The following is a 16,888-nucleotide window of genomic DNA, read 5'->3' on the forward strand; positions in this document are numbered from 1 at the left end:
CTCCACCAAGCCCCGGCGGCGCGCTCTCAGAGAGTAGCACATCACTACTGGAAGTCTGCGCGGCGAATCACGTTCAACACTTCCGACCGATCGATCGTGGCCGCGTTCAATCGCGCATGCAGCGGGAATCGCCGCAAGCCCGTCAGCTGGCGCTTGGCCAGTTGCCGCGTCGCAGCGATCGCCCGCTCGCGGAACTGCGCAAAGTCGAGCTCTCCCGCCAGCCACTGCCAGCCCTGACGGTAGCCCACCGCGCGCTGGGAGGGATGCTCCGCCGTCAGCCCGGGGCGCTGCTGCAGGGCCATCAGTTCGTCGACAAACCCGGCCTCCAGCATCGCGTCGAAGCGACGGGCGATCCGGTCGCGCAGGACGTCGCGATCCTCCGGCCACAGGGCCAGCGATACCCAGCCCTCCGGCACGCGGGCCGCCGCACCCTGCTGGAAGCTGGACAACGGCCGCCCGGTCGCCTCAAAGACCTCCAGTGCCCGCAGGATGCGCTGCGGGTCGTTCGGGTGAATACGCGCCGCCGCCTCGGGATCCACCTTGACGAGTTCGCGATGCAAGGCCAGGCCACCCTCCACGTCCAGGCGCGCCCGCACCCGTTCGCGCACCGCATCCGGTACCTCGGGGATCTCGTCGAAACCATCCAGCAGGGCACGCAGGTACAACAGCGTGCCACCCACCAGCAGCGCCACCCGGCCACGCGCGTGGATCCCGGCGATCGCCTCCCGGGCGTCGCGCGCGAAGTCGGCGGCACTGTAAGTGTCCTCCGGATCGCGGATATCCAGCAGATGGTGCGGCACGCGGGCGCGCTCCTCCGCAGTCGGTTTCGCGGTGCCGATATCCATGCCGCGATAGACCAGCGCGGAGTCGACGCTGACGATCTCGCCCTCCAGCGCCTCGGCAAGCGCCAGCGACAACGCGGTCTTGCCCGAGGCCGTCGGTCCGGCCAGGATCACCACCGGCGGGCGGCCGGGTCCGAATGCGTCCATTGATCGCTAGCGGCCTCGCAGAAACAAGCGATCCAGCGCCTGGTGATCGAGCTCCACCCAGGTCGGGCGGCCATGATTGCATTGCCCGGAGCGTTCGGTCGCCTCCATGTCGCGCAGCAGCTGGTTCATCTCCGGGAGCGTCAGACGACGCCCGGCGCGCACCGAGCCGTGGCAGGCCATGGTGCCGAGCACGGCATTCATCTCGCCCTCGGCGCGGTGGCTGTAGCCCACGGCCGCCAGATCCGCGAGCACATCGCGCACCAGCTGGGCCGTGTCACGCCCGCGCAGCAGCGCCGGGGCCGCGCGCAAGGTCAGCGTCTCGGGTCCCGCGCGATCCAGCTCGAACCCCAGGGCGCCCAGCACACCGGCATGCTCCTCGGCCAGCGCGGCCTCGGCAGGCGTCACGTCCAGTGTCTCTGGCACCAGCAGGGGCTGCGAGGTAATGCCCTGCGAACCCCATTCGCGCTTGAGCCGCTCGTAGGTAATGCGCTCGTGGGCCGCATGCATGTCGACCACGATCAGGCCGCTTGCATTCTCCGCCAGGACGAAGGTCTCCGCGACCTGCCCCAGCGCGAAGCCCAGCGGGGGCGTGCCTTCCGTGCCAGCGTCCTCATCCGCGCGGGCGGCCGCCTCGAATGCCCGGGGCGCGGGCTCGGCCACCGCGGCTGGCCCGCGGAACTCGGCCCAGGCTGCCGCATACTCCGATGATGTTCCAGACGCATACTCGCGGCGGTCACCCGACCCGGCCGCAGGCGACCGGGCTTCGGCGCGGTACTCGGGCACCCCCAGTCCGCTCAGCGCCCGCTCGCGTGGGAACCCCGGCGCAGCCTGCTCCTGTGACGGCCGCGCGGCCCCGGTCACGGGCGGCAGATGCCCGGGCATCCCGCCATCCCCGGGACGCACATCCGCCAGCGCCTTGTGCAGGGCATGAAAGATGAAGTCGTGCACCATCCGCGACTCGCGAAAACGCACCTCCTGCTTGGTGGGGTGGGCGTTCACGTCGACCTGCACGGGGTCCAGTTCGAGCTCCAGCACGAACATCGGGTGACGCCCGTGGTAGAGCACATCCTGATAGGCCTTGCGCACGGCTGCCGCCAGCACGCGGTCGCGAATCGCGCGGCCATTAACGAAGAAGAACTGCTGATCGGGCTGGGCCCGGGACTGGGTCGGGGCGCCCAGCCAGCCCGAAAGCTTGAGGCCGGCGCGCTGCTCGTCCACCGGCGTCGCCGCGTCCATAAAGGCCTCGCCCAGCAGGGCACGCACGCGCTGGGCAGGGTCCGCTGCGGCGGGCAGGTCCAACACCACACGATCGTTGTGGCGCAGGATGAAGGCGACCTCCGGGCAGGCCGCCGCCTGGGTACGGATGACGGTCTCGCAGTGGTTGAACTCGGTGCGCTCGGTGCGCACGAACTTGCGCCTTGCGGGGACATTGAAGAACAGGTCCCGCACCTCGACCGTCGTGCCCACCGGGTGCGCGGCAGGGGCCGCCTCGCGAAAGACATCCGAACCATCCCCGGTCAGACGCCACCCATTGCGCTCGCCCTCCACCGCCGAGGTCATGGACAGGCGCGAGACGGATGCGATCGACGGCAGTGCCTCGCCACGAAAGCCGAGGGTGTGCAGGGCCTCGAGGTCCTCCATCGAGCGGATCTTGCTGGTCGCGTGGCGTGACAGTGCCAGCGGGAGCTCGTCGCGATGGATGCCGCAACCATTGTCGCTGATCTGGATCAGACGGATGCCGCCCTGCTCCAGACGGATCTCGATGCGGGTCGAACCCGCGTCCAGGGCATTCTCCACCAGCTCCTTGACCACCGAGGCCGGGCGCTCGACCACCTCGCCTGCTGCGATCTGGTTGATCAGTTGCTCGGAGAGTTTCTCGATGGACACACGCGAATCCATGGGCCGGAATGGGCCCACAAGCCTAGGGAAACGCAGCTCGATTTGCACGCGCCGGTGGGCGCCCCTGCACAGACCGCGGTGGGTACAAAGTCCGAATCCGTGACGGGCACCCGTTCCGGGACGGACAGGCGCCGATGGGCGTCAGGAATCGCGCGGGATGCGCAGGACTTGGCCGGCGTATATGCGATCGTCGCTGACATCGTTCGCCGAGCGCAGATCGGCCAGCGACAGGCTGTAACGATCGGCGATCCCGGACAAGGTCTCGCCGGGGCGAATAATGTGCTGGTCCGGCTGACCATCGGCGATCAGCGTGCCCGGGCGGGCATGCGTCGAGAAATAGGACCGCAGCCCGGTCAGCAGGGCATCCGCAAGAGAATTCTGGAAGTCCGTGCTGCGCAGTTTGCGCTCCTCGGACGGGTTGGAGATGAACGCGGCCTCGACCAGGATGGACGGGACATCGGGCGAGCGCAGCACCGCGAAGTTCGCCCGCTCGACCTCCGGCTTGCGCACCTTGCCCACCCGGTGCAGTTCGGAAATCATGCGCTCGGCCAGGGTGTTGCTCGCCTCGAGACTGCCGCTCTGAGCCAGATCCAGCAGCACGTTGGTCAGGGAGTCATCCTTGCCGTTGATCGGTACACCGCCCAGCCGCAGGTCGGCCTGGTTCTCGCGCTGCGCCAGAAAACGGGCGGCCTCGCTGGAGGCCCCGCGTTCGGAGAGCATGTATACCGAGGAACCCTGCACGTTGCGGTTGGCGATCGCGTCGGCGTGAATCGACACAAAGACGTCAGCGTCCGCCTCGCGGGCACGCTCGATGCGCTCGCGCAGGGGCAGGAAATAATCGCCGGTGCGGATCATCACCGCCTTCATGCCGCGCTCGTTGTCGACGCGCTCGGCCAGCCGCTTGGAGATCTGCAGGACCACGTCCTTCTCGCGGGTACCACCAGGGCCAATCGCGCCCGGGTCATGCCCGCCATGGCCAGCGTCGATGGCCACCACCACATCACGCAGATCCTCCTGCGAGCGGCCTCGGCGAGGTTCGCCGTTGTCGCGGGATTCCTCCCGGGCCGACTGCGTGGGGGCACCCTCGCGGCTGGTCAGGTCGAGCACCAGACGATGCGGGGAATCCTGGGCCGGCATCAACTTGAAGCTGCGCGGCTCGATCGGCTTGCGCAGGTCGAACACCACGCGCAGATCACCGCCGTCGCGCGGGGCGTGACGGATCGACTCCACGACCGAACGCGGATTGGAGCTGAGCTTCAGCTCGTCCACCGCGCGAGCGTTCTTGATATCCACCACCAGGCGATCGGGCGACTCGAGCTTGAACATCGAGTACTCGGCATCGCCATCCATGTCGAAGACCAGGCGCGTGGTGTCACCATCCACGGACATGCGCACCCGCTCGACACCCGTGCGCGCCAGTGCGGGCAGCGGCAGCCCGACCAGCCCCAGGGCAGTCAGAGCGCGCAGCACCTGGCGGCGGCGCATATCCGGAATCGTGCTTTGGCCCACGGCGAATCCCTTTTAATTCAGGGGGTCTGACTCCATTGTGGACGCTTTTTCTGGAAAAGCAATAGCAAAATTCTTTCTTTATGAGCGAGATATCGAGGTTTTTGTGTGTGGCATTGCAACTGATACCTCGCCCCACAAGAACCGCAATCCCTCTTGGGGGCTGGATTTATTCCGGCTTTTCATTGGGTTATCAGGGTGGGGCGTTTCGCTGGAGGCGCGTGCGATAGTCGCCGGCGGCCGGCCCGGACACGTAAAGCATGCGCCCGTCCGGCTCGCACGGCTCCAGCCGCACCCGAAGATCCGGCTCCGGCAGCCAGCCGGCCCCGCGCTCCGGCCACTCCACCAGCCAGAGCGCTTGCCCGTCAAAGGCCTCGCGCACCCCCAGATACTCCAGCTCCTCCGGGTCCGCCAGGCGATACAGATCGAAGTGCAGCACGCTGCGTCCCTGGAGTTCGTAGGACTCCACCAGCGTGTAGGTGGGGCTGCGCACGTTGCCCGCATGCCCCAGCGCCTGCAGGAGGCCACGCGCCCAGGTCGTCTTGCCCGCGCCGAGATCCCCCTCCAGGGAGACGATCTGCAGGCCTTCCATCCCCGCAAGGGCCGCACCGGCCCGCTCTGTAGCCGCGGCGTCCGGTAGCCGGATCCCCTCGTTCACACCCCCTCCTCCCCGGCGGCGGCCGGCAGCGCATCCGCCAGCTCGCCCGCCAGCAGCCCGCGCCAGCTGCCGAGCCGCGCGCGCAGGACCCGACCAGCGGCACAATGCCAGGCTGCCCCGATCTCGGCCGCGGCGCGTGCCTCGAGCCCCTGCGCCCGCAGCGCGACGATAATCCCCGTAAGCACGTCCCCGCTCCCGGGGACCGCCATGCCGGCGTGGCCCCCGGTCACACAGGTCAGTGGCCCGACCTCAACACCGGGATCGGCGTCGGCGACCAGCGTCCCGGCCCCCTTGAGCAGCGACACGCCGCCGAAACGCTGCGCCAGCTCGAGCACGGCCGCCGGTCGATTTGCCTCCACCTCCGCCGCCGGACGATTCAGCAGGCGGCCGGCCTCGCCTGGATGCGGAGTCAGGATCCAGGAATCCATCTGACGGGGTGTCGCGGCCAGCAGGTTGAGGGCATCGGCATCCACCACCAGGGGCACCCCCGCATCCGCGACCGCGTGCCACAGGCGGCGCCCCCACTCCTCCGTGCCCAGACCCGGGCCTGCCGCGATCACATCCACCTGACGGGCCAGGCGTAACAGATCGGTCGGCTCGCGCACCGCCCGCACCATGATCTCGGGCCGGTCGGCATTGGCCCAGGCCGCATGGTCCTCGTGCGTGGCCAGCGTCACCCGCCCGGCCCCGGCACGCAGGGCCGCGAGCGCCGTCAGGCGGGCCGCCCCGGAGAATCCCGGCGCGCCCCCGACGACCAGCACATGTCCGGCGTTACCCTTGTGCGCCCCCGGCCGGCGGGCCGGAAGACGATCCTGCCAGTCCTCCGGGCCCAGATGCCGGGCCCGCGGCATCACGCCCCGGGCAATCTGCTCGGGCAAATCCAGCCGCGCCACCTCGACGGTGCCCGCGTAGTCCACGCCCGCGCCGGTGTGCAGCCCCAGCTTGTCGGCAATCATGGTCACGGTATGCCGGGCGCGCACCGCGGGTCCCGGCACCGCGCCGGAATCGGCATTGACGCCCGAGGGGATGTCCGCGGCCAGCACGCGCCGCCCGGAGGCATTCAGGCGTTCAACCACCTCGCCATAGGCATCGTGCAGCGGGCGCTCCAGCCCGATACCGAACAGGCAGTCGACCCACAGCTCGGCGTCCGCCGGGTCGAAGGCCTCGAGCGGCGCCATCGCCCCCCCGTGCTCAATCCAGCGTCGATGCGCCTGACGGCCGTCCGACTGCGGGCGCGCGCGCGACGGGCCGCCGTGGAGCCGCACATCGAGGCCGGCCTGTGCCGCCAGTCGCGCCAGCACATAGCCGTCGCCCCCGTTGTTGCCGGGGCCGCAGAGGATGCCGAGCCGGCGCACCTCGGGCCAGTGGGCCCTGACAGCCGCCAGCAGGGCCGCCCCGGCGCGCTCCATCAATTCCCCGGGCGCGATCTCCGGCAGGGCCATGCCGGCCGCATCCAGGGCCCGCATGCCCTCGCTGTCGTAGAGCGCGCTGGTCAGGGGGATCGCCCCGGGTCCATCATTCACGTTTCTTGCCCCGATCGTATGATTGCCGAAATCGTGCCTGAGCCTCTCGATCCACGCCAATGTGACGCACTGGCCGAACAGATTCGGGCCTGGGGCCGCGAGCTGGGCTTCCAGGCCCTGCGCATCGCGCCGGCCACAGTCCCGGAGGCGGACCGCCAGCACCTGGACCGCTGGCTGCAGAAAGGCTCGCACGGCGAGATGGGCTGGATGGCCGAACGCGCCGCACTGCGCCACGATCCCGCACAACTGATGCCGGGCGTACAACGCGTGATCAGCGTGCGCATGGACTACTTTCCTCCGCGCACCCGGCGCCCGGCGATCCAGCTGGCCGAACGGGACCGCGCCTATGTCTCCCGCTACGCCCTCGGCCGCGACTACCACAAGCTGATCCGCAAGCGCCTGACCGAACTGGGCCGGCGCATCGAGGCCGCAGCAGGACCGCACGGCTATCGTGCCTTCACCGACAGCGCACCCATTCTGGAAAAGGCCCTGGCCGCCCGTGCCGGGCTCGGCTGGATCGGCAAGAACACCAACCTGCTCGCCCGCGAGAGTGGATCCTGGTTCTTTCTGGGCGAGCTGTTTACGGACCTGCCGCTACCGATGGACGACCCGGTTGGCGAACACTGCGGGGCATGTACCGCCTGCCTCGACATCTGTCCGACTCAGGCCTTCCGCGGGCCCTACGATCTGGATGCCCGACGCTGCATCTCGTACCTGACCATCGAGCTGAAGGGGTCGATCCCCGAAGAGTTGCGCCCGCTGATCGGCAACCGCATCTACGGCTGCGACGACTGCCAACTGGTCTGCCCGTGGAACCGCTTTGCCGAGGTCTCCGCGGAGCCCGACTTCGTCGCCCGCCACGGGCTGGATGCCGCCAGCCTGGTGGAGCTGTTCGGCTGGGACGAGACCACCTTCCTGCACCGCACCGAGGGCATGGCCATCCGCCGCATCGGCCACGAGCAGTGGTTGCGCAATCTGGCAGTCGCCCTGGGCAATGGTCCGGCCTCCGCCGAGGCCGAGGCGGCCCTTCGTGCCCGCGCCGACCACCCCTCCGCCCTGGTACGCGAACACGTCGGCTGGGCACTCGAACGATTGCGCAACCCTTCGCCAGCGCCGACCGCAGACCACCTCTCCCGTCTCACCCAGGCGCCCGGACAATAACCAGCGACTAACGCTTGCCAGCACCCGCACGACAGGTGACACTCGGGAGCGGGATCCACTTTGCGACCCCAGCACCCTACGAAAGGATTCATCCTGTCGCCATGCCCGATCACCCGGACAGCACCCGCTTTCAGCGCCTGTTTGACCAGGCACCGGAGGCGCAGCTGGTGCTCAATCGAGCGGGCCATGTCGTCGCGGCAAACCAGGCCGCATCGCGCCTGCTCGGCTACGCCCAAGGCGAACTGACCGACGGCATCCACATCACCGCGATCGACCTCGAGGCCACGCAAGCCGACGTCGACCATGCGCACGGCCAGCCCGACGAGCGCCTGCCGGCCCGCTTTGAAACGCGCTACCGCCGACGAGACGGGGGCGAATTTCCGGCCGAGATCAATATCAACGCGATTCATACCGGGGAGGATATCGAGGTCCTGACTACGGTCCGCGACATCACCCGACAGCAGCAATCCGAGCAGGCCCTGCACGAGCTGGAGACCCAGCTCTCGGCCACGATCCGCCACGCGCCGCTGATCCTGTTCGGGCTGGGGCCGGATGGTGTTTTCACTCTGTCCGAGGGGGCTGCACTGCACAGCCTGGGGCTGCAACCCGGCGAGGTCGTCGGGCAGGACGCACGCCGGCTGTACGCCGACCACCCGGCCATCCTGTCTGCAATCGATCGCGCACTCGCCGGAGAGCGCTTTCAAACCGAGGTCAAGGTCGGCGACAGCCACTTCTCCATCTCATGGATGCCGTCGGAGATTGCCCAGTCACTTCAGCCGGGCGTGCTCGGCGTCGCCTGGGACATCACATCGCTGCGCGCGGCCGAGGCGACCACGGCCTCGGAGCGCGACCGACTCCTGACCACGCTGCACTCCATCAGCGACGGCGTGCTGACCGCGGACACCACCGGGCGCCTGACCTATCTCAACCCGTCGGCGCGCGACCTGCTGGGCGTGGACGCCACGGCGGTCCAGGGCCAGCGTCTCGACGAGGTGCTGGAGCTCGAGGACACGCATACCGGCCACCGGGTCATGAACCCGGTCACGCAGTGCCTGGAGACGGGTATGACGCTGGAGTCGCCGGAGCGCGTGCTGCGCCGCCCGGACGGTGCGGCCCGCGTGGTCCGCCTGCTGGTCTCGCCCCTGCGGCGACCGGACCACCATAGCGAGGGGGTCGTGGTCGTGCTGCATGACCACACCGAGCTGTGGCGCATGACCCAGCAACTGAACCACCAGGCCACCCACGACGAGCTCACCGGCCTGTGCAACCGCCGCGAGTTCGAACGGCGCCTGGACGAGGCCCTGCGCACCCTGGAGGAGGGCGACACGCCCCACGCGCTGTTCTATATGGACCTGGACCAGTTCAAGATCATCAACGATACCTGCGGCCATCAGGCCGGGGACGCGCTACTGCGCGAACTGGCCGACCTGCTGCCCGCCCATATTCGCGACAGCGACACCCTGGCGCGTCTCGGTGGTGACGAGTTCGGCCTGCTACTGACGCATTGCCCGGTGGAACGCGCGGAGGCCATCGGCAAAAAACTGCTGGCGACCGCGCAGGGTCTGCGCTTCTCCTGGGAGGGCCGCCGCTTTGATGTGGGCATGAGCATCGGCCTGGTCCCGATCGAGGGCCCCGGCCGGAACCTTCCGGAGGTCCTCAGCCAGGCGGATTCCGCTTGCTACGTGGCCAAGGATCTCGGGCGCAACCGGCTCTATACCTGGAAGCCCTCCGACCAGATCCTGCGCCGACGCCATGGCGAGATGGAATGGGTCGGCCGTCTGCGTGCGGCCCTGGAGGATGCCCGTTTTGTCGCCTATGCCCAGCCGGTCAAGCCCCTGAACGGCGCCGATCTGCCGCTGGACCATGTCGAGATCCTGCTGCGCCTGCACGGGGAAGACGGAACCCTGATCACCCCGGGCGCCTTTATCCCGGCTGCCGAACGCTACCACCTGATGCCCGAGATCGATCGCCATGTGGTCGAACTCGTGTTCCGCCAGCTGGCCGATCACCGGGACCAGAACCCGGATCATGCCCCAGTCGTGGTGTCGATCAATCTGTCCGGGCAGTCGCTGGCGCAGGACGGGATGCTCGAATTCATCACCAGCCGCATGAGCCAGTTCCGCATTCAGGCGCAGCAGATCATTTTCGAGATCACCGAGACCGCCGCGATCAGTCATCACGACCGCGCACAGGGCCTGATCCGCGCGCTGCGCTACATGGGCTGCCGCTTCTCCCTGGACGACTTCGGCAGCGGGCTGTCCTCGTTCGGCTACCTGAAGAACCTGCCGGTCGACTTCCTCAAGGTGGACGGCAGTTTCGTGCGCGACATCGCGACCAACGCGGTCGATGCGGCGATGGTCACCGCGATCCACCGCGTCGGCCATGTGCTCGGGCTGCGCACCATCGCCGAGTGCGTGGAATCCGAGGAGACCATGCACCACCTGCGCGAGATCGGGCTCGACTTCGTCCAGGGCTATCACCTGGCCAGGCCGATTCCGCTGGCCGACTACCTCGCGGAAATTGCCGGCCGCTGATCAGGCTTGAATCCCGGCTCGCGCGCCTCAACCCTTGAGATAGCCGACGCTTTCGCCTTGCCAGCGGCAAGCTGTTAGCGTGCGGCCCATCTCAACTGATCAACCGTGGGACCCCATGCCGTATTCGGAAGAACAGATCACCTCGACCCATCGCTGGTCGGACAAGACCTTTAGCTTCAAGACCACGCGCCCCGAAGGCCTGCAGTTCAAGAACGGGCAGTTCGTCACGCTGGGTCTGCGCCCCGAGGGCAAACTGATCCCGCGCGCCTACTCGATCGTCTCCGAACCCGAGGCCGAGGAACTGGAGTTCCTGAGCATCCACGTTCCCGACGGCGCGCTGACCAGTCGCCTGGCCCAGGTCGGCCCCGGCGACTCGATCTGGATCAACACCAAGGTCACCGGTTCACTGACCTTCGACTACGTGCAGCCCGGGCGGACCCTGTACATGCTGGCCACCGGCACGGGTCTGGCCCCGTTCATCTCGCTGATCCGCAGCCCGGAGCTGTTCGAGCACTTCGAGAGCGCGGTACTGGTGCACAGCGTGCGCACCGTCGAGGAGCTGGCCTACCGCCAGGAGATCGAGTCGCGCATCAGCAATCGCTTGCGCTACGTGCCGACGGTGACCCGCGAGAACCACGACTTCGCCTGCCCGATCGCGCAGCAGCCGTACGACAACAACCAGCGCGGCGCCGACATGTTCCGCTCCGGCGAGCTGTTTCAGATCCTGAACCTGCCCCCGGCGGATCCGGAGCACGACCGCGTGATGCTCTGCGGCAATCCGGCGATGAACCGCGAGATGAGCGAGTGGCTGGTCGACCACGGCTGGACCCAGACCAACTACAAGGGGGTCGGCAACTTCACCGTGGAACAGGCCTTCGTGACCACGATGTCCGACTCGGACGACTAACTGCCCTGAGCCAGCAGCACCCAGCGGGCCGCGTTGATCCGCTGCAGGACGGCTGTGTCACCACCCCGGTCGGGGTGGTGACGCTGCGCCAGACGCCGGTACTGCTGCCGGATCGCCGCCGCATCAACCGGATCCTCCAGCCCCAGCACCTCGAGCGCCTGCTCGCGCCGCTCGTCACGCGCCAGATGCGCCCAGAACTCGCCCAGTAGCGCCTCCACCGCGGCCGCATCCATCCCCTCCAGCCGCGTCAGATCCAGGTAGTAGGCCCGCAGTGGATCACCCCGCGCCGGCAGGTCCGACCCCATGTCCGCCGCCTGTAGCGGCTCGATCCCGATATCCAGGCAATGGATACGCAGCCACTCGCCCTGCCCCGCGAGCATGTCGCGCAGCCGGTAAAGACAGTGGAACAGCACAAAGTGGGTCTGGAACAGGCTCAACGGCTCCTGCAGGCGCGCCGCGGCGAACGGCTCCACTTCCAGATCGCGCAGCTGCGCAATCAGCGCATGCTCCGTACATCCGCACGGATGTCCGCGCAGCGCCTCCAGCACCCGCTCCAGCAGTGCCGTATCCACCGGCGAACCGGCTGGGCGATCCCCATCGATCATGCGCCCGGGAACTCGCCGTCCACATAGACCCAGCGCCCGTCCTCGCGGCGAAAGCGGCTGCGCTCGTGCAGGCGCACCCCCTGGCCGCGTACCCGCGAGCGGGCGACGAACTCGACCCAGCCCTCCTGATCCTCCGGCCCGCCCGCCTCGGTCGCGCGGATCGCCAGACCGAGCCAGCGCTGGCCCGGCTCCAGCACCAGGGATTCCGGTCGCGTCGCGGCGGCCCAGGTGGCCAGCAGATAGTCCTCGCGCCCCTCCACGAAGGCGGCATAGCGCGAGCGCATCAGCGCCTGCGCCGTCGGGGCCGCAGCCGCGCCGTCCAGGTACTGCCCGCAGCAGGCCGCCCGGTCCAGCCCGGATCCACAGGCGCATATATTCCCCTTCCTGCGGCTGGCCTTGCCCAAGCGATACCTCCCCTGATCGACGTCGCCGCCAGCATGCCCGAGCCATTGCCCCGGGTCGAACCCATACTTTGGGACTGGTCTTCCGTACGCCGAAACGTTAGGTTGCGAAAGCACCCAGAGAGATACTGATTCATGGCCAACATCCTGATCATGGGCTGCGGCGATCTCGGCGTCGGCGTCGGAGAACAGCTCGCCGCAGCCGGGCACGCGGTCTGGGGCCTGCGCCGTCAGCCAGAGCGCATCCCGGAACCGATCCAGCCGCTGGCCGGCGACTTCGCCCGCGCGGACGCGCTGCCGCCGCTCCCCGCGGCTCTGGACACCGTCTATTTCATCGCCACCCCGGGCGAGTTCACCGAGGCCGCGTACCGCCGCGCCTATGTCGACGGCCTGCGCAACACTCTGGCCGCTCTGGAGCAGGCCAAACAAAATCCGCGCCGCATCGCGTTCGTCTCCAGCACCTCGGTCTTTGGCGCCGACGACGGGCGCTGGGTGGACGAGACCAGCCCGGCCGAGCCCACCCGTTTCTCCGGGCACTGCCTGCTGGAGGCCGAGCAGTTGCTGGCCGACAGCCCGTTTGCCGGCGTGGTCGTGCGCTTTGGCGGCATCTATGGTCCGGGGCGCGAGTACCACCTGCGCAAGGTCCGCGAGGGCGTGCGTGGCCAGCACGAAGCACCGGTCTGGACCAACCGCATCCACCGTGAGGACTGCGTGGGCCTGCTGACCCACCTGTTTCATCTGGACGACCCCGAGCCGCTTTATCTGGGCGTCGATGACGAACCGGCCCTGCGCCACGAGCTGCTCGGCTGGCTGGCGCAGGAGATGGAGCTCGATCCGCCGGGGACGCCGCCGATGCCGGCCGGCGACGTCCGCGGCAAGCGCTGCCGCAACGGGCGACTGCATGCCAGCGGGTATCGCCTGCGCTACCCCGACTACCGCACCGGCTATCGCGAGCTGCTCCACCGGCTCGCCACCACCTGAGCCAAGCTCTCACCGCTTTCAGGCTGGGCCTGGTTCGCCCTCGGGTGTTCCGAGTGCCTTCGTCCGGCCGCCTGCCAAGCGCTGTCTCGGCAGCGCACCCCGAGGTACTTTCTTGCTTGCCCAAGAAAGTACCCGTCGAGGCGCACCCGGATTCCGCCCGGGGACCTTGCTCCAGGGCCCTCGGGCCGGCGGCGCTGAAACTCGCTTCGCTCAGACAGTCAGCGCCCCCGTTTCTATTTTGAATCGTCCGTCCCGAGGACCCTTCCGCAAGGGGCTTCATACGGGGGGAGAAGGTCAAGACAACGGCGACCCAGAGGTTCGTGCGAGTGGATGGAGGCAAGATGTTCCAACATCTTGGCACGCGCGGCCTACGGCCCTGGCGTGCCGCGCCCGCGAGCGGGCGCCAGGGGGCAGGTAGGATGCTGATGAGCGCAGCGAATCGCATCAGGGTTGCCCCGACGTTGGCTGGTGCGTTTCGCTGCGCTCAACGCACCCTACAGCCTTGGGCTCATGACAGGTGCGGGAACACCGTCGGTTTTGACCTACCCTCCCGATATGAGCCCATTGTGGAGGGCGCGACAGGCCGGGAAAAGGCGCTGACTGTCTGAGCGAAGCCAAAGGCGTAGCGAGTTTCAGCGCCGCCGGCCTGGCGCGTCCGGAGCAAGGTCCCCGGGCGAATCCCGGGCGTGTTTCTTGGTTCCTTCTTTGCACGAGCAAAGAAGTAACTCGGGGCGCGCTGCCGAGACAGCGCAGGCAGGCGGCCGGACGAAGGCACTCGGAACACCCGAGGCCGAACCAGGCCCAGCCACTACTGGGCAGGCGGCCAGACAAAACCAATGTAAACACATGAGCGGGCACCGGGCGGCGCGCGCGCCGCGCCGTTATAATGCGCGGCTTTCGCCCATTCCGACCCGAGCGCGCCCGCGATCATGGACAAGAGCTTCGACCCCAAAAGCATCGAGCAGACCCAGTACGAACGCTGGGAGGCCGCGAACATCTTCGCGCCGCCGGAATCGGGCGAAGCCAGCTACTGCATCCTGCTGCCGCCGCCGAACGTGACTGGCACCCTGCACATGGGGCATGCGTTCCAGCACACCCTGATGGACACCCTGATCCGCTATCGGCGCATGCACGGCGACCGCACCCTGTGGCAGGGCGGCACCGACCACGCCGGGATCGCCACCCAGATGGTGGTCGAGCGCCAGCTCTCCGCCGACGGCAAGGGCCGCCACGACCTCGGACGCGAGAAGTTTCTCGAGGCGGTTTGGGACTGGAAGGACCAGTCCGGCGGCACCATCACCCGCCAGATGCGTCGCCTGGGCGACTCGGTGGACTGGTCGCGCGAGCGCTTCACCATGGACGACGGGCTGTCCGCGGCGGTGCGCGAGGTCTTCGTGCGCCTGCATGAAGAGGGCCTGATCTACCGCGGCAAGCGCCTGGTCAACTGGGACCCGGTGCTGCACACCGCGCTGTCCGACCTCGAGGTGCTGTCGGAGGAGGAAAACGGCCACCTGTGGCACTTCCGCTACCCGCTGGCCGACGGCTCCGGGCACCTGACCGTCGCGACCACGCGCCCCGAGACGATGCTGGGCGATACCGCCGTCGCGGTGCACCCGGAGGACGAGCGCTACCGCCACCTGATCGGCCAGACGATCAAGCTGCCGCTGGTCGGGCGCGAGATCCCGATCATCGCCGATGACTACGTCGAGGCCGAGTTCGGCTCCGGCTGCGTAAAGATCACCCCGGCGCATGACTTCAACGACTACGCGATGGGCCAGCGCCACGACCTGCCGGTGATCAACATCCTGACCATCGACGCCTGCCTGAACGACAACGTACCCGAGGCCTATCGCGGCCTGGACCGCTACCAGGCGCGGCAGAAGGTCGTCGACGACCTGGACGCCCTGGGGCTGCTGGAGAAGATCGACGACCACAAGCTGATGGTCCCGCGCGGCGACCGCTCCGGCACCGTGGTCGAGCCCTATCTGACCGACCAGTGGTACGTGAAGGCCGGCCCGCTGGCCGCGCCGGCGATCAAGGCGGTGGAAGACGGGCGCATCCGCTTCGTGCCGGAGAACTGGTCGAAGACCTACTTCGAGTGGATGCGCAACATCGAGGACTGGTGCATCTCGCGCCAGATCTGGTGGGGCCACCGCATCCCGGCCTGGTACGACAGCGATGGCAATGTCTTTGTGGGCCGTTCCGAGGACGAGGTGCGCGAGAAGCACGTCCTGGCGGCCGATGTGGTGCTGACCCAGGACGAGGACGTGCTGGACACCTGGTTCTCCTCCGCGCTGTGGCCGTTCTCTACCCTCGGCTGGCCGGAGCAGACGCCGGAACTGCGCGACTTCTACCCGACCAGCGTGCTGGTTACCGGCTTCGACATCATCTTCTTCTGGGTCGCCCGCATGATCATGATGGGCGAGCACTTCATGGGCGACGTGCCCTTCCGCGAGGTCTACGTCACCGGCCTGATCCGTGACTCGGAAGGCCAGAAGATGTCCAAGTCCAAGGGTAACGTGATCGACCCGATTGACCTGATCGACGGCATCAGCGCCGACGACCTGGTGGCCAAGCGCACCCGGGGCCTGATGCAGCCGCAGATGGCCGCGAAGATCGAGAAGACCACGCGCAAGGCCTTCCCCGACGGCTTCCCCGCCTTCGGCACCGACGCCCTGCGTTTCACCCTGGCGGCACTGGCCACCACCGGGCGCGACATCAAGTTCGACCTCGGCCGCATCGAGGGCTACCGCAACTTCTGCAACAAGCTGTGGAACGCCTCGCGCTTCGTGCTGATGAACGTCGAGGGCCACGACTGCTCGGCGGCCACCGACACGGCGGAACACCGCACCCTGGCCGATCGCTGGATCCTCGACCGCCTGGCCGCCACCGCCGCGACCGCCACGCAGCAGCTCGATGCCTACCGCTTCGACCTCGCCGCGCAGACGCTGTACGAATTCACCTGGCACGACTACTGCGACTGGTACCTGGAGCTGACCAAGCCGGTACTGAACGACGACACCACCCCGGATGCAGTCAAGCGCGCCACGCGCAATACGCTGGCCACTGTGCTCGAGGCCCTGTTGCGCCTGCTGCACCCGGTGATGCCGTTCATCACCGAGTCGATCTGGACCAATGTAAAGCCGCATGCGGGGATCGGCGATGACATCGAGTTCCTGGTGCAGTGCCGCTGGCCGGCGCAGGACGGCTTCCCGAATGACGCCACCGCCACCGCCGAGCTCGACTGGGTCAAGGACTTCATCACCGGGCTGCGCCGCATCCGCGCGGAGATGGACATCGCCCCGGGCAAGCCGCTGCCGGTGCTGGTGAAGAACTGGAGCGAGGCCGACCAGGAGCGCTACACGCGCCACCGCGGCCTGCTGGAGTTCCTCGCGAAACCCGAGAGCGTCACCTGGCTGGACGCCGCCGACGAGGCCCCGGAATCGGCGATGGCCCTAGTCGACGAGATGCAGCTGCTGATCCCGCTGGCCGGGCTGATCGACAAGGATGCCGAGCTGGCCCGCCTGGACAAGGAGATCGGCAAGCTCGACAAGAACCTCGAGCAGAGCGAAAAGCGCCTTGCCAACGCGAGCTTCGTGGACCGCGCCCCGGCCGAGGTGGTGCAGAAGGAACGCGACCGCGTCGCCGAGATGCAGGCCACCCGCGACCAGCTCGCCGCCCAGCGCGAACGCATCCGCGCGATGTAGCGGCTGCGACCGCTACT

General features: G+C 68.2%; 12 protein-coding genes. 5 read left to right on the forward strand and 7 right to left on the reverse strand.

Annotation, left to right across the window (positions count from 1 at the left end; genetic code table 11):
* Positions 1–44 precede the first annotated feature (44 nt).
* The 5 genes from miaA to F791_RS0103150 form a co-directional block, all read right to left on the reverse strand.
* Positions 45–989: a tRNA (adenosine(37)-N6)-dimethylallyltransferase MiaA gene (miaA, locus tag F791_RS0103130; RefSeq protein WP_018174606.1), complete on the reverse strand. Its 945-nt coding sequence runs from the start codon at positions 987–989 to the stop codon at positions 45–47.
* Between the two features lie 6 nt (positions 990–995).
* Complete coding sequence (mutL, locus tag F791_RS0103135) at positions 996–2,876, reverse strand: DNA mismatch repair endonuclease MutL (RefSeq protein WP_019592158.1); 1,881 nt, start codon at positions 2,874–2,876, stop codon at positions 996–998.
* 153 nt (positions 2,877–3,029) lie between these two features.
* Positions 3,030–4,373, reverse strand: a complete 1,344-nt coding sequence (locus tag F791_RS0103140) for an N-acetylmuramoyl-L-alanine amidase (protein ID WP_018138595.1) — start codon at positions 4,371–4,373, stop codon at positions 3,030–3,032.
* Positions 4,374–4,587: 214 nt separating this feature from the next.
* A complete protein-coding gene (gene tsaE / locus F791_RS0103145) occupies positions 4,588–5,052 on the reverse strand; it encodes a tRNA (adenosine(37)-N6)-threonylcarbamoyltransferase complex ATPase subunit type 1 TsaE (protein ID WP_020146341.1) in 465 nt (154 codons plus the stop codon).
* Positions 5,049–6,575, reverse strand: a complete 1,527-nt coding sequence (locus F791_RS0103150) for a bifunctional ADP-dependent NAD(P)H-hydrate dehydratase/NAD(P)H-hydrate epimerase (RefSeq protein ID WP_019592160.1) — start codon at positions 6,573–6,575, stop codon at positions 5,049–5,051. Before F791_RS0103150 ends, tsaE begins: the two co-directional genes overlap by 4 nt.
* 18 nt (positions 6,576–6,593) lie before the next feature.
* Here F791_RS0103150 and queG point away from each other — a divergent pair, with 18 nt between their 5' ends.
* The 3 genes from queG to F791_RS0103165 all read left to right on the forward strand — a co-directional run bounded on the left by queG (position 6,594) and on the right by F791_RS0103165 (position 11,177).
* Entirely contained in the window at positions 6,594–7,736 is a 1,143-nt protein-coding gene (gene queG, locus F791_RS0103155; RefSeq protein ID WP_019592161.1) for a tRNA epoxyqueuosine(34) reductase QueG, read from the forward strand.
* Between the two features lie 101 nt (positions 7,737–7,837).
* Positions 7,838–10,270 carry an EAL domain-containing protein gene (locus F791_RS0103160; protein ID WP_018138599.1) on the forward strand — a complete coding sequence of 811 codons (2,433 nt, stop codon included), beginning with the start codon at positions 7,838–7,840 and terminating at the stop codon, positions 10,268–10,270.
* 115 nt (positions 10,271–10,385) lie between these two features.
* Entirely contained in the window at positions 10,386–11,177 is a 792-nt protein-coding gene (locus F791_RS0103165; RefSeq protein WP_019592162.1) for a ferredoxin--NADP reductase, read from the forward strand.
* On the opposite strand, the gene F791_RS0103170 is transcribed toward F791_RS0103165, so the two are convergent.
* Both F791_RS0103170 and F791_RS0103175 read right to left on the reverse strand, forming a co-directional pair.
* Positions 11,174–11,782, reverse strand: coding sequence for a DNA-J related domain-containing protein (locus F791_RS0103170; protein ID WP_019592163.1), 609 nt, complete (start codon positions 11,780–11,782; stop codon positions 11,174–11,176). The two genes, F791_RS0103165 and F791_RS0103170, sit on opposite strands and share 4 nt — an antisense overlap.
* Positions 11,779–12,186 carry a YchJ family protein gene (locus F791_RS0103175; RefSeq protein ID WP_018174601.1) on the reverse strand — a complete coding sequence of 136 codons (408 nt, stop codon included), beginning with the start codon at positions 12,184–12,186 and terminating at the stop codon, positions 11,779–11,781. The genes F791_RS0103170 and F791_RS0103175 overlap by 4 nt, the downstream gene beginning before the upstream one ends.
* A gap of 132 nt (positions 12,187–12,318) precedes the next feature.
* Here F791_RS0103175 and F791_RS0103180 point away from each other — a divergent pair, with 132 nt between their 5' ends.
* Both F791_RS0103180 and F791_RS0103185 read left to right on the forward strand, forming a co-directional pair.
* Positions 12,319–13,164 (forward strand): SDR family oxidoreductase, encoded by an 846-nt coding sequence (locus F791_RS0103180; RefSeq protein WP_018138603.1) that lies wholly within the window; start codon positions 12,319–12,321, stop codon positions 13,162–13,164.
* A gap of 929 nt (positions 13,165–14,093) precedes the next feature.
* Positions 14,094–16,871 carry a valine--tRNA ligase gene (locus F791_RS0103185; protein WP_019592164.1) on the forward strand — a complete coding sequence of 926 codons (2,778 nt, stop codon included), beginning with the start codon at positions 14,094–14,096 and terminating at the stop codon, positions 16,869–16,871.
* Positions 16,872–16,888 lie beyond the last annotated feature (17 nt).

The organism is Thioalkalivibrio sp. ALRh (genome assembly GCF_000381425.1).
Taxonomy (GTDB): Bacteria; Pseudomonadota; Gammaproteobacteria; order Ectothiorhodospirales; family Ectothiorhodospiraceae; genus Thioalkalivibrio.